The organism is Bartonella sp. SL317, assembly GCF_059687655.1.
Genome location: NZ_CM185144.1, coordinates 307,813 through 320,392, shown reverse-complemented (window position 1 = coordinate 320,392; position 12,580 = coordinate 307,813). Strand labels below are relative to the sequence as shown.

Genomic DNA, 12,580 nt, shown 5'->3' with positions numbered 1-12,580 from the left:
GCCGATACAATCTCTTCTCCGCACATTAAAGACTTTGACTCATTGTATGTTTGTAGCATATAAATGGTTTGTCGGGTGTAGCTATGTCATAAAATACCTTTGCGGGAAAAACATAGCGACGGACTTGTGGCCGTGTTTTTGAGCGCCCGACACTCTTTTTATTGAGTGTTAATCAAAAACGTCTAACCCACAAGGAGTTCATATGAACACTCTTACAGAAATTACAGAAAATATTGCTAATGATGCCGCAGTTCAAACTATGTCTAGCATTGAAATTGCGGAAGTGTGTGGTAAGCAGCATAAAAATGTTATGCGCGATATTAAACAAATATTCACTGAGCTCAAATTTGAGCTCAGTGATTTTGCAGGGGGTTATAAAGATTCAACAGGTCGCACCCTCCCTTGTTACAACCTTCCCAAACGTGAATGTTTGATTCTTGTATCCGGTTATAACACTGCCTTACGAGCGAAAATAATTGATCGTTGGCAAGAATTGGAAAAGCAGGTAGCAGCACCACAAATAAATCTTGCCAATGCTTTGAAAAATCCGCTTACGATTAAACAGCTGCTTTTAGAGAGTATCAATCAATTAGAAGACTTAAGAAACGAGGTAAGTACACTCAAACCAAAAGCAGAGGCTTTAGAAGGTTTAAAGCGCTCTGATGGTCTGTTCGGTCTTATTGAAGCAGCAAAAATGCTCGAGATGCGACCAAAGGATTTAAACGATTATTTGCGCAAACACGATTGGGTTTATCGACGTGCTCTAGGGGCGCCTTTGCTACCCTACCAAGATAAAATCAAGAAAGGTTTTATGGATTGTCCTGCGATTACCATTCAAAGACCAGATGGTACGGAACAAATACTCCCTTCGACAAAAATCACCTCCAGAGGATTGGCATGTTTAAAAGAACAAATCCATGGAGGTGTACAATGAATACCAGTATCGACTTTTTATGTGATTTGTGGATGGCGTTGTATCAGTTTTCTGATCGTGATGATATTGAAGATAAGGCTTTTAATACACTCATTGAAACCATGGATGCGATAGAAAAAGCTTTGATTTTAAAACTTCAAGATGAAACCCCAAATGCACTGAAAATTTTAGCAATGATTACAAATTTTGGAACTTTAAGACCACCTCCGATTATAGAATCTTTGTTGAAATCTTACGAACCAGATTTAGACAACCCCATTAGAAAGGTTGCTTAAGGTAAAATATAACCTCTCTTCCCTGCTTCTAAGTGGGGAAGAGTTGACCAGATTCCCTTAAAGAAGCTTATTCCAATTACAAAAGTGTATTTTTTCTCCAGTACGTTGTAAAACATCTTTACATAATACATATTATACGTATAATACGTATTATGTACTAAAGGGCTGTACTGATGAAAAAATATAGTTTTACAGATGTAAACCGCGGGGCAGGCGATATTTTAGACGAAGCGATGGCAACGCCTGTCGCTTTAACGAAGCGTGGGCGTGAAAAAATTATTATGCTTCCCGTTGATTTATATCATGAATTAATAAAAGCGCGCTCTCACGCACAGTCTTTTTCCTATGCAGATGCACCCCAAAATATATTGGACGATTTAGATCGTGGTTTAGATGACATTTTAAATAGTGACGAACATGTTTAAAGCTGGGGATGTTGTTCGATATTATTATTTATGGCATGAACAAGCACAAGAGGGTGAACATTCGGGGCGTAAAGCGCGTCCTTCCTGCGTTATGGTCAAAACTGAAAAGCATCTTTTTTTATTTCCTATCACTTCTCAAGAACCTCATGATTTGCAGTATAGCTTAAAAGTACCTGAGATAGAATGTAAACGTGCGGGTTTACAAAAGCAGTCTTGGGTACGTGTTGATGAATTTAATGTTGTTCCTTGTGAATCTCTTTTTGACTTTGAAGATTTAAAGCCACAAGGGCGTTTTAGCCTCGCTTTCGTGCGTAAAATTGCACTTAAAATTAAAGAAGTTAAAACAATAAAATCACTTAAAAAAGTTTTTAGAGACTAAGTGATGCAATTAAACATTGTGTAATTCAAAGAAATTTAAGAAATGAACATCAAGCCCATTCGCACTGAAACAGATTATCAAGAAGCCTTAGAAATTGTATCTGCAATGTTTGATAATCAACCTCAAGAAAACACACCAGAATTTGATCTAATGGAGGTTCTTGTTTTGTTGATTGAAGCATATGAAGCCGAGCACTATCCTATTTTTCCAACTCATGCGTAAAGAGAAGCACAAACTCATGGAAGGGATCAATTTGCACATAAACATCTGATAAAATATTGCTAAAAACTCAGATCTCTTGCCATCCTTCATAAAGCGAATACGAAATTTAAATTCTATTGTCATTTTGCTCTCCAAATCAATGAAGAGACATTAACAACCAACAGAACTCTCTCATAAGACTGACAATGTCAGTCAAAAAGAGCGATAAGATAAAAGGACAAATCATACAAAGACTGTTTTATACAACAAGCATCCGTTTGAATTGCGCTACTTGTTTTTGTATTTATTCTTTCCATAATCTTATAAGAACAGCCCCATCAGCTCCAGCACCGCTTGAATAAGCAGTCCCATGAGAACCTGATCCACCACCACCAAAACCACGTCCTGCTTTTCCTGAACTATAGTAACCTTGTCCTATCCCTCCAGCGCCACCTCTTGATGTATCCCCCCAGCATCACCACCATTTCCGCTTGTTTTTCCATTGATTCCATCCGTTCCTGCATAACCATTTCCGCCTTTGGCAATTCCTAGATGTTCGTCTGTTGCTAAACCAAAGTTTCCACCTGTACCTCCAGCACCGCCAGAGCCTGAATAGAAGGAAGTCGTACTCCCAGTAATCGAGTGAGAGGTATAGGAGTGAACACCACCACCACCTTTTCCTCCTGTAGCAGTCATAAAACTCTTTCCAACGGTTGTTATTCCTCCAGACTTACCTGTTTCATTCCACCCTGAAACAGAAGCTCCTCCTTGACCAATGATGATATTCTCATGACCGTTTAAACTGGCTTTATAGCCATACCACACGGAACAACCGCCACCGCTACCTAAATATGAACGATAAGCTCCACCACCACTACCGCCGCCGCCCCAAGCTTGGATTTCAACTTTGGTTTTATCCGTCACCCAATCGGGCCATTCAATTTTACCATCTTGTGTATAGAGCAATTCATCATCAGCAAGTTCTGGCCAATTGGTGATTTTCTCGATTAAATCTTTTTTAAGACTCTTTATCCCAGCCAAAATGGCGGCATCTACTTGCGCCTTGGTATAAACCTTGTCACCGTCAACTGTTAGCGGTCCTTTCAACATGCTTCTGTTTGCGCTTACATTGGCGCTCTCTGGTTCTGAGATTGAGAATCTTCTTCTAGTCCCGATGGAGTCGGCGGAGAAACCAAATGATGGAGATGCACTAGATGATAAACTCTCGACGATCTCCAAACCACCACTCATGGTGACTTTGCTGGTAAATTTATTATAACTTTGCCATTCATTGGGCTTGTGAGAAGCCCATAGCTGGTCAGATCTTGGTTAATCTTGGCTCTAAAATCATCCAATCCTACAATATCTTCTGTTTTATGTTGATGGGTGCCTAATAAAGAGATGGCACTGCCAAAGGTAAAATTATTGTTGCCTGATTTATAAAGCACATAATTGTTGGCAGCATCTTTAGCCCCCTCGATATCGCCTAAATCGGCAAAAGTGAAGGTTTTACCCGCTGCCATCTTGCCATTAAGAGCTGTTTCTAGCCCCGTCACATCACTGATTGTATGCTTATGTTGTAAAGGGGCTTTTTCGTCTGCTTTTTCCTCAACAGTTATAAGAGCTTGATCAAGTTTGGTGAGATTATCGCGCAATATGGGGAATTCAGAACTGATAAAGCGTCCTTCTTTGGGTAATTCCATGTCGAGTTTTTTAGTTTTTGTCATCTCTCATTCTCCCATTATATGATACCGGCGCCAAAATCACACACCATGGACCGTGCCGCTGGTCCACCGGTAAGGGTAAGTTTAAGGCGCGCATGTCCTCCTGTTTTGTCACTGCTAATAAACTTGCGCTCTGTCCAAAGGGGTTCAGAAAGCTGTTCTGTTTCATCGAGTTTTAAAGGGGTAAAAGCACCATCATCCAGTTGCATCTCGAGGGTTAAGCAAGAACCACCTGGTAAAAAGCTTTTGATATAGCTGGTTAATCTTGCCTTTTCCCCAAAGGCAAAAGCTCTCGTGACATAGGTTGCTGTTTTATGAATCTTTCCTGCAATCAATTGCACGGGAGCAAATAACACCGGCGAGAGCTTTTCTGTACCTTTGAGAATAGCGCGAAGCTTGACTTTTTCACTGATATATTCGGTTAGACTGAGCAATTGAAAGGGCAACAATTGATAAACCGTGCCATTATTGCGTTCAATTTCAAAGATGACAGAACAATCGCTTGAAGGCAATTCAATGGCTGCACGGATTTGTAAATCAGAACAGTCCACAAGATCAAAGCTGCCTAAATCCACTGTTTTTTCTGTTTGCTTGTAGCGGGCGGCCAACACCCGAAAGGCTAAGGCTTCATCTTGGTGCGCGCTCCAGCTTTTTGCATTCACAGAAGAAAAGCGTGGACCCGTCACATAAGGGTGACTGGAAACATACCTTTGATGTTCTTTATCAAAATCCCCAAGTTTGGCAAGTGATACGGAATGATCACCATCATCGGTCTTAATGACAAAGGCGGTCAAACGATCATCGGGCACTAACAAGGGTACAGCATAGCGTGCGCTCGCCCAGCCCGTTTTGGCGCCCTTCATGGAATAGGAGGTTTGGGCTTGAATATCAGCGGTAGGATAACCGTTTTCAGTGGTCACCAAATCAATCACCAGATCATGGGCTTGATTGCCAATTTTACAAAGATGAAAGTCAATGCCGGTGATTTGTCGTGTTTCATCGGGGGTAAAGACTTGTGCTTGCGGATCATAGGCTGTCCATATTTTTACCGTGGTGGTGCGCCGCATGACTTTTACATCAATCACGCCTTGTCCGGTAAAAAGCCCCATTGCAACCGTTCCACCTTTGCCCCGTGCAATCACATTCTTTGTCCCAGCGGTAATGTCTTTAGGAATGATAAAGGTTCCTTCTATAATCCCCTTGGCATTGGCAACAAGGCGGCTTTTGGGTAAAACACTCACACCATCAAAGCTAAGGCTTTCCAAGATTTCCCCACTGCCAAAACCTTCAATCTTAAAGTTCAACGGAATGGGTCTTAAAAAGTCAATTTGCTCTCTCGTTGTATTCACCAAATCATCACTAATTTCTGTTTTGCGAATGCTTCTCCCACGGTTCCAACCCATATTGAGTTGATTGGTGACACCAGAGAGCCAATCAGTGCGTTCAACATGCCAAAAGTCTGTTGCGGGGGTAAGGGTGACGGTTCCAGGGAGAGGGGCAAAATTTTGATAAGGATTGATTTTTTCACAAGCCGTTGTCAATTCTTGCGCAATGATGACTTCATTGCTCCAATCAAGAGTGATAGGTGAATTCAAGGGGGCAGTATAAAATGTTGGGTCAATTGCCAGCTGTAACATGCCATTGCCAACCGCCCCTGTTTGTTCAAAACCTTCATCGCGATAACTGTCATCGAGAAAAGGATCTGCAAACATGCCTTTTTTAGCAACGGGTTCTTTAGAATCCACATTGCTTTTAATGCGCTCTAGTTGCATCAAGCGGTCAAGGGAGAGTACGCGTTGAAAATAGCGCCACATCTCATCATAGGGGGCAACGCGCGTGCCATCATTGACCACACGCGGTACATCCAGCCAATTATTGCTAATGGTTGCTAAGGACAACACATCTTCGGGAACACTTGGTGCCATGGGTTGGTCTGCCGAAACCCCTTTGATATAGACCACATTGCCCCCAGTATTGAGACCAATCCGGTCAATGCGGGGGAGTTTATAAGAGTAACGTACAATAATATCACCTCCATCAGCACCCCCTGAGACAGTGATTTCTTCTGTTGTCACTTTATCTGCTTGCACACTTGCACGGTATCGATAGGTCACTTTATAGCTGCTACCAGGAAGGGGTTCATCGCCAGCGAGGACCCAATCAATGGTGTCTCCGGTCTTTTTAAAGTCCTTGCCTTCTTTAAATTCTTTGTCTCCTTGCACAATTTTAAGAAAAGCGGTGATGCTTTTATCGGGAACACCATCACGCCCAGATGTAATAGCCCCGCGCGTGATTGTAACGGTTTTTTCTTTTGTGAGTAAAATAGAATGAACAGCGGCAATAGGGGTGTAATAGGGCTTAAAGGTAAAGCTTGTTTTTTTGCTTTGAGGCGCAAAAATATAGGTTTCGCTAGGGATCTCACTCGTGGAAAAATCTTCCATCTCTTCATGGCGCAAAGCGGCTAGACGCTTGCGTTTAAAACCATTGATATTGGCTTCGCCTTCTTGGATTGTGAACACTTGCTTTTGTCCCTCTCTGCCCAAAGCTGTGACACGGCAACCATTCACGATATAATGTCCATGGGCGCGATCATAGGTCGCAATGGCTTGCATGGCCGGTTCAAGTAGAGAGGGGGATTTCTGATCAATCAAAACACCATCTTGTAAAATATAAACCGGAAAAAATGCGCCTTGCTGTCCATCATCTTTGAGAGCCCAAACAAGCTTTGCCACCTCGCGCGCAGCACCAGGCTCTCCTTCGGCTAAAGTGCCTGGAATTTGCCCCAAGAGCTTTGGATCATCTTCATGCGTTACCCATGTTTTTTGGAGTTTTACACCGATTTCTACGCGTCCAATCATAGAAACATTCTCTAAGACGGCATTTGAGACGGGAAAGATATCACCGGAAATATAAATCTTGCCCTCGGTTAGCGTCACCGTCTTTGTGTCTTTATTGACAAAGGCATCCGCCCGTTCAACGCGGTCTCCTTCTTTGGCCACAAGGCGCCCCAAACGGTTATGGCGCCCTTTGATGATGGTTTGCATTTCATTGAGTTCAGCGCCTTGAATAAAGGAGCGCTGTCCATAAAACACAACGCTTTGTTGTTCCTCGCTGCCAATAGATCTGTCAATTGCAAAGGGCAAGCCACTTTCATGTTTCATGTTAAAACCTCAATAAAATCTTGAATTGTTCGCGAACATCAGCGCGCAAAGGAATGTTGATCGGTGTTTTGAGAATCTCCACACCACCACTTAAATCACCAGCGGAAAGCCAAAGTTTGCCAAGGGATGTCTGTTCTGCAAGATTGCCATGAACAAGAAGGGAAACAGAGGCGGCGTGTTTATCCTCAACATCATTAAAATCCGTGCGCGCGGCAAGAAACAACAGAGTGCCGGTAGGACAAGGGTTAAATCTGTTGCCACAATGGCTGTAGATGCCCTCAACTGCTTGTTCAACGGGTTGTACAGCATAGCAGCGGCGATAGCCAATCAGAGCATTGCTTGCATCTCTTAAAGCCAAATAAAGTGTGCGGTTTTTAAACCATTCTGCCATTAATATGTCGCGTTCATGTTTTTTGACCGAACACCACGGAAAATTTGCCAAATCCCATGGATAATCAATTTGATCCCAACTTAACTCTTCATCCCCATCATCAATCCAGTTGCCAATGCGTTTGCCTTCTTCTTTTGTGAGAACATGGTTGATTTCTGTGGTGCGTCCAAAAGAAAACAGCGTATCTCCAGCGGTTAAGCGGATACCACTCTCAAAATCCAGCATGCTGTCATCAAGCCGTGACATATTAGCTTCTATAGCCCCAACATCATAACCCGTGACACCGCGGCGAAAATCAGAGCGCAAGCTTTTGGAGAGTTCCACAATGGCTTCAATCGCCTCAAGATCACTTCATTTAGGCAGTTGGTCAAATTCAAGTTGGAAGGAATTCCACCAAGCCCGCTCTGACCATGCGGGGGTGAATTGTACTGAGAGTCCAAGCCATTCAAGCCCCCTATCAATGGCAGCGACAGAGCCACGTATCCGTTGCCATTGGAGCCCTTGGTCAAGAAGATCATAAAGGTTTGGAACATAAGGGGTCAGTTCTCCAAGACCATATTCTTCAATCAACCATGGTAGGACGCGGGGAGGGCGTGTGATGAGTTTTGTTTGTGAAATCCCCAAAACAGAACCATCAACATCTTGATGAAAGTCGCAAACATCAGCAAGGCGCTTTTCAAATTCCGTTGCATTTGTTGGGAGTAAAGTGCTACCCATCAGCGTGCACGTCCTTTAAAGTTTAAGGTAACCTTGCCAATGGACAACACTTCTTCGTCCAAAACAGTATTATCCGTTGTAGGTTCAACAGCAATAACTTTTTGCACACCAGGGATCATCAGTTTTGAAATCCACCATGAGAGGCTTAATTCACGTCCAAGGGCTTGTTCTTGTTTCCAAGCGGTGCGCAAATGTGTCTCCATTTGGGTTAAAACGGTCAGTGCTGTTTCGGGTAACAGCCAAACGTCTGCTTTTAAGTCCACAACTTTTGCAACAGCCGCATGCACAAGAATGGTGTCATTAGTCATGATGACATTTTTATCGTGAAGCGCTTGTGAGACTTTGTCTAGCAGGTCTTGGCTTGCGGTTTCTTCTTCATTGTTACCAAAAATGGCAACATGAATGGTTGGGTTTTTACTCTTCCGGTAAATAATAGCATCTTTTACGCGGTTATCTGCGGATAAAGCAATAAATTTGTAATAAGGCTCTGTTCCACTGCCTTTGCCACTGCGGGTGTGAAGTCTTATGCGTTCGCGGTATCTCTCATCACTCTCGTCGTCCATGCGTTGAACCCCATGCCAATTGCCCAAAGCATCAAGAGCTTCATCTTTTGCAAAATCAAGAATATTATTACGTGCGGCTTCGTTAATGCGTTGTCTTAAAAGCAGTTCTCGATAGCTAAAAGCCTCAATGATTTTTAAAGCAGGGTCACTTTCTAAAAAAATGTAGCTAGGCAAAAGTTCTTTTAAATGTTCAATATTTGCAGCACGGATTTCTTCAAAAGAAAGTTCTGAGATGATTTCCGGATTGGCAAGACTCTTCATTGTATCAGCACTCCTTCCATGGTAATGGGTTTGCCAGATGGCAAATAAATGCCTTCAAAGGACAAGGATACTTTTCCAGCATCACACATTTGAAAATCAATCTTTTGAAGCTTAAAACGGGGTTCCCATTTGTCTAACGCTTCAGCAACAGCGGCATAAAGGGCAATGGTAAGCGCATGATTGGCTGGTGCATCAATGAGTTCTCCAATACGTGAACCATAGTCACGTCGCATCACTCGCGTGCCAATGCGTGTTGTTAAAATATCAAGAATTGATTGGCGCAAATGATCAATACCGGAGAGGGGCTTTCCTGTTGTGCGGTCCATTCCACTGTTCATTTTGGACCTCCTGTCATAGCACCACCAGGGAAAACACCCCCATGAACATGGGTTGCCCCTACATTGGTGCCATTATGCTTTAAGTCACTGGAATGAAGAGCAATACCATTATCACAATGGAGTGAAATTCCCCCGCCTGCTTTTAGAGCAATGGCTTTTTCTGCGTTTAAATTCAGATCACCTTGTGCGGTAATTTTGATGCCTTCTGGTGCTTGCAGTTCTAATTTCTTGCCATCGCCTTTTATCGACACACCGTCAGAAATCGTGAGATTAAACTTTCCTCCTGATGTCAGGTTAAGGGTATAGCTATTTTGTTCATCATCATATTCAATGGTGGTTCCATCTGGATAAAGTGTCTTATGAATATTGCCTTTATCGGCAGCTTGGTTTGCATCCGTGTGAAGTGAACCAACAATCACCCCTTGTGATAAATCGCCTGATGAAGAGACAACAATAACTTGCTCTCCAACATCACGCCCTTCATAAGAACAAGTTTTACCAGTGCGGGCTTGTGTATCTGGAATCCAGTCACTGATCAGATTACCGCTTTTTATCCGATAGCGTGCATTTTTATGGTCGACATGGCTAATTTTTCCAACCACTACCATATTGGCCATGCGTCTTTTTAAATCGGTAATCTCTTTATCGCGTCGCTCTAACATGGGGTTCCTTAATTTTTACGTATTTTTCTTCGTTTTCCACACCAATTTCTGGTTTAAAACCGACAAGAGGTTCAACAATTCCTGCGGTTGCATTTCCTTCATGAGGGAAGGGGATATTGGTCACATAAGTGACTTCAAAGGTTAGGATTGCACCATGGAGTGCTAAGGCGCCATTATCGCCAAAGGCAAAAGCAATATTTTGCAAGCGGCATGTCTCAACGGTGTTGTTAAGATTGGGATTGGCATGGAAAATTTTCTCAACGTGCCATGCCAATTGATCAACGAAGCACGCTCCGTTTTCTTGTGTGCTATAACATTCAACATCTACTGTTAAAACACGCCGCCTTAAGCCAAAATCATGCCCATCTTCAATGGTTTCGTTTTGCGTTGAAACATTAATGGCGGGCATTGCTTCAATGAATAAATTGAAGTCACGCATATTAAAAACATTGTCACCAGCTGTTGTCTTTGCTGCTTTGATCAACCCAACAAATGTTTCTCTTATCGTTTCACGCGGATGCATAAAGGCTCCTTTGGAGTAGGCATATAAATGATTGACTAGTATTAATAATAATACTATTATTGGTTATGAGTAATAAAGTTGAAAAAATAATCAGCTTGATGAAAGCATCACCAAAAAACATCAAGTTTTCAGATTTGTTGGCTGTGTGTGTCTATTTCTTTGGAGAACCAAGGAACAATGGTTCAAGTCATTTTGTTTTTAAAACCCCTTGGTTAGGGGACCCTCGTGTCAATATTCAGAAAGGTTCCGGAAATAAGGCAAAAGCCTATCAAGTTAAGCAGGTTTTACAAGCAATAGAAAGGATAAAGCATGAACAATAATCATTATACCTATCGTGTTTTTTGGTCACCAGAAGATGAGGAATATGTTGGTTTGTGTGCAGAATTTCCTTCCCTTTCATGGTTAGATGCTCAAGCAGAAAAAGCTTTAAAAGGTATTATGGACCTCGTTTCAGAAGTCGTTGAGGATATGAAACATAATGGAGAACAAGTCCCGATACCTTTGTCACATGGCAAATATAGTGGTAAGTTTCAATTAAGAATACCACCAGAACTCCATAGACAACTTGCAATTCAAGCCGCCGAAAATGGTGTAAGCTTAAACAGATACATTTCTTCTAAACTTTGAAGCTTTTAAAGGTTTATATGTGCCAAAAGAAGATTGATTTTTATGAAAACTTCTCAATTAAAACAAATGCCCGTTTTAAAGACGGATGAAGAAGCAGAGAACTTTGTTGATACTGCTGATCTTACAGATTATGACTTAACAGGTTTTAAAACCGTTCATTTCGAATTCTTACCTAAAGAAGCCTCTTAACCACCTCCCCATTTTGAGAACGAGGAGGGGGCATATTTTACCTTAAGCAACCTTTCTAATGGGGTTGTCTAAATCTGGTTCGTAAGATTTCAACAAAGATTCTATAATCGGAGGTGGTCTTAAAGTTCCAAAATTTGTAATCATTGCCAAAATTTTCAGTGCATTTGGGGTTTCATCTTGAAGTTTTAAAATCAAAGCTTTTTCTATCGCATCCATGGTTTCAATGAGTGTATTAAAAGCCTTATCTTCAATATCATCACGATCAGAAAACTGATACAACGCCATCCACAAATCACATAAAAAGTCGATACTGGTATTCATTGTACACCTCCATGGATTTGTTCTTTTAAACATGCCAATCCTCTGGAGGTGATTTTTGTCGAAGGGAGTATTTGTTCCGTACCATCTGGTCTTTGAATGGTAATCGCAGGACAATCCATAAAACCTTTCTTGATTTTATCTTGGTAGGGTAGCAAAGGCGCCCCTAGAGCACGTCGATAAACCCAATCGTGTTTGCGCAAATAATCGTTTAAATCCTTTGGTCGCATCTCGAGCATTTTTGCTGCTTCAATAAGACCGAACAGACCATCAGAGCGCTTTAAACCTTCTAAAGCCTCTGCTTTTGGTTTGAGTGTACTTACCTCGTTTCTTAAGTCTTCTAATTGATTGATACTCTCTAAAAGCAGCTGTTTAATCGTAAGCGGATTTTTCAAAGCATTGGCAAGATTTATTTGCGGTGTTGCTGCTTGTTTTGCAAGCTTTTCGCATTCAATGAAGTATAAACGCGCTTCTCTACCTTTCTTATTATTCTCCACCATAGAAAGTTCTTTGGCTACACTTAAGGTGAGGTGATAGTCTTTAGAGGGACGACCACCTTGGAGGTTTTCCCCGAAATGGGGGAAAACTATATAATCTTGATTTTCTTCAAAATTGTATTTACCGATACGGTTTTTAATCCAAGTTGAAAAATCTTTTCCTACTTCTAAAAATGCGTGTAGTTCACGCGCGTTGACGGTTTGAACAGTTTCTTCTCCGATCACTTGTTCTGATATTTTAATGAGAGTCATTGTGAACTCCTTGTGGGGTAGACGTTTTTGATTGACACTCTAAAAAGAGTGCTGGGTGCTCAAAAACACGGCCACAAGCCCGTCGTTACACTTTCCCCGCAAAGGGTATTTTATGACATAACTACACCCGACAAGACTGTTAT

Annotated in this window: 15 protein-coding genes and 2 pseudogenes; 8 read left to right on the top strand and 9 right to left on the bottom strand. The window is 41.9% G+C overall.

Going from position 1 to position 12,580, the window contains the following annotated elements:
• Positions 1 to 202: 202 nt before the first annotated feature.
• From AC6ER9_RS01545 to AC6ER9_RS01525, 5 genes are all read left to right on the top strand, one after another.
• Complete coding sequence (locus AC6ER9_RS01545) at positions 203 to 934, top strand: phage antirepressor KilAC domain-containing protein (RefSeq protein WP_497074699.1); 732 nt, start codon at positions 203 to 205, stop codon at positions 932 to 934.
• Positions 931 to 1,209: a hypothetical protein gene (locus AC6ER9_RS01540; protein ID WP_497074688.1), complete on the top strand. Its 279-nt coding sequence runs from the start codon at positions 931 to 933 to the stop codon at positions 1,207 to 1,209. The genes AC6ER9_RS01545 and AC6ER9_RS01540 overlap by 4 nt, the downstream gene beginning before the upstream one ends.
• 173 nt (positions 1,210 to 1,382) lie before the next feature.
• Positions 1,383 to 1,634: a type II toxin-antitoxin system Phd/YefM family antitoxin gene (locus tag AC6ER9_RS01535; protein ID WP_497074698.1), complete on the top strand. Its 252-nt coding sequence runs from the start codon at positions 1,383 to 1,385 to the stop codon at positions 1,632 to 1,634.
• On the top strand, positions 1,627 to 2,013 hold the full coding sequence (locus AC6ER9_RS01530; RefSeq protein ID WP_497074697.1) for a hypothetical protein: 387 nt from the start codon (positions 1,627 to 1,629) through the stop codon (positions 2,011 to 2,013). Before AC6ER9_RS01535 ends, AC6ER9_RS01530 begins: the two co-directional genes overlap by 8 nt.
• A 42-nt stretch (positions 2,014 to 2,055) precedes the next feature.
• Positions 2,056 to 2,235 carry a helix-turn-helix domain-containing protein gene (locus tag AC6ER9_RS01525; RefSeq protein ID WP_497074696.1) on the top strand — a complete coding sequence of 60 codons (180 nt, stop codon included), beginning with the start codon at positions 2,056 to 2,058 and terminating at the stop codon, positions 2,233 to 2,235.
• A gap of 283 nt (positions 2,236 to 2,518) precedes the next feature.
• Here AC6ER9_RS01525 and AC6ER9_RS01520 read toward each other — a convergent pair.
• From AC6ER9_RS01520 to AC6ER9_RS01490, 7 genes and pseudogenes are all read right to left on the bottom strand, one after another.
• Positions 2,519 to 3,941, bottom strand: a pseudogene (locus AC6ER9_RS01520) (Bgr_08870 family protein).
• A 14-nt stretch (positions 3,942 to 3,955) separates the two neighbouring features.
• Positions 3,956 to 7,099 carry a DUF4815 domain-containing protein gene (locus tag AC6ER9_RS01515; protein ID WP_497074695.1) on the bottom strand — a complete coding sequence of 1,048 codons (3,144 nt, stop codon included), beginning with the start codon at positions 7,097 to 7,099 and terminating at the stop codon, positions 3,956 to 3,958.
• Position 7,100: 1 nt separating this feature from the next.
• A pseudogene (locus AC6ER9_RS01510) lies at positions 7,101 to 8,207 on the bottom strand (phage tail protein).
• Complete coding sequence (locus AC6ER9_RS01505) at positions 8,207 to 9,031, bottom strand: baseplate J/gp47 family protein (RefSeq protein WP_497074694.1); 825 nt, start codon at positions 9,029 to 9,031, stop codon at positions 8,207 to 8,209. Before AC6ER9_RS01505 ends, AC6ER9_RS01510 begins: the two are co-directional and overlap by 1 nt.
• Positions 9,028 to 9,369, bottom strand: coding sequence for a GPW/gp25 family protein (locus AC6ER9_RS01500; protein WP_497074693.1), 342 nt, complete (start codon positions 9,367 to 9,369; stop codon positions 9,028 to 9,030). The genes AC6ER9_RS01505 and AC6ER9_RS01500 overlap by 4 nt, the downstream gene beginning before the upstream one ends.
• A complete protein-coding gene (locus AC6ER9_RS01495) occupies positions 9,366 to 10,031 on the bottom strand; it encodes a phage baseplate assembly protein V (RefSeq protein ID WP_497074692.1) in 666 nt (221 codons plus the stop codon). Before AC6ER9_RS01495 ends, AC6ER9_RS01500 begins: the two co-directional genes overlap by 4 nt.
• Positions 10,012 to 10,554 carry a hypothetical protein gene (locus AC6ER9_RS01490; protein ID WP_497074691.1) on the bottom strand — a complete coding sequence of 181 codons (543 nt, stop codon included), beginning with the start codon at positions 10,552 to 10,554 and terminating at the stop codon, positions 10,012 to 10,014. The genes AC6ER9_RS01495 and AC6ER9_RS01490 overlap by 20 nt, the downstream gene beginning before the upstream one ends.
• Positions 10,555 to 10,601: 47 nt before the next feature.
• On the opposite strand from AC6ER9_RS01490, the gene AC6ER9_RS01485 reads away from it, so the two are divergent.
• From AC6ER9_RS01485 to AC6ER9_RS01475, 3 genes are read left to right on the top strand one after another with little or no spacing between them, the layout of a single operon-like run.
• A complete protein-coding gene (locus AC6ER9_RS01485; protein WP_497075253.1) occupies positions 10,602 to 10,874 on the top strand; it encodes a toxin HicA in 273 nt (90 codons plus the stop codon).
• On the top strand, positions 10,864 to 11,181 hold the full coding sequence (locus AC6ER9_RS01480; RefSeq protein WP_497074690.1) for a type II toxin-antitoxin system HicB family antitoxin: 318 nt from the start codon (positions 10,864 to 10,866) through the stop codon (positions 11,179 to 11,181). Before AC6ER9_RS01485 ends, AC6ER9_RS01480 begins: the two co-directional genes overlap by 11 nt.
• A gap of 42 nt (positions 11,182 to 11,223) precedes the next feature.
• Positions 11,224 to 11,370 carry a CopG family antitoxin gene (locus AC6ER9_RS01475; RefSeq protein ID WP_497074689.1) on the top strand — a complete coding sequence of 49 codons (147 nt, stop codon included), beginning with the start codon at positions 11,224 to 11,226 and terminating at the stop codon, positions 11,368 to 11,370.
• 42 nt (positions 11,371 to 11,412) lie between these two features.
• Here AC6ER9_RS01475 and AC6ER9_RS01470 read toward each other — a convergent pair whose 3' ends face one another.
• Both AC6ER9_RS01470 and AC6ER9_RS01465 read right to left on the bottom strand, forming a co-directional pair.
• The gene (locus AC6ER9_RS01470) at positions 11,413 to 11,691 is read right to left on the bottom strand and encodes a hypothetical protein (RefSeq protein WP_497074688.1); all 279 of its coding nucleotides are present in this window, start codon (positions 11,689 to 11,691) and stop codon (positions 11,413 to 11,415) included.
• Positions 11,688 to 12,437: an antA/AntB antirepressor family protein gene (locus tag AC6ER9_RS01465; RefSeq protein ID WP_497074687.1), complete on the bottom strand. Its 750-nt coding sequence runs from the start codon at positions 12,435 to 12,437 to the stop codon at positions 11,688 to 11,690. The genes AC6ER9_RS01470 and AC6ER9_RS01465 overlap by 4 nt, the downstream gene beginning before the upstream one ends.
• Positions 12,438 to 12,580 lie beyond the last annotated feature (143 nt).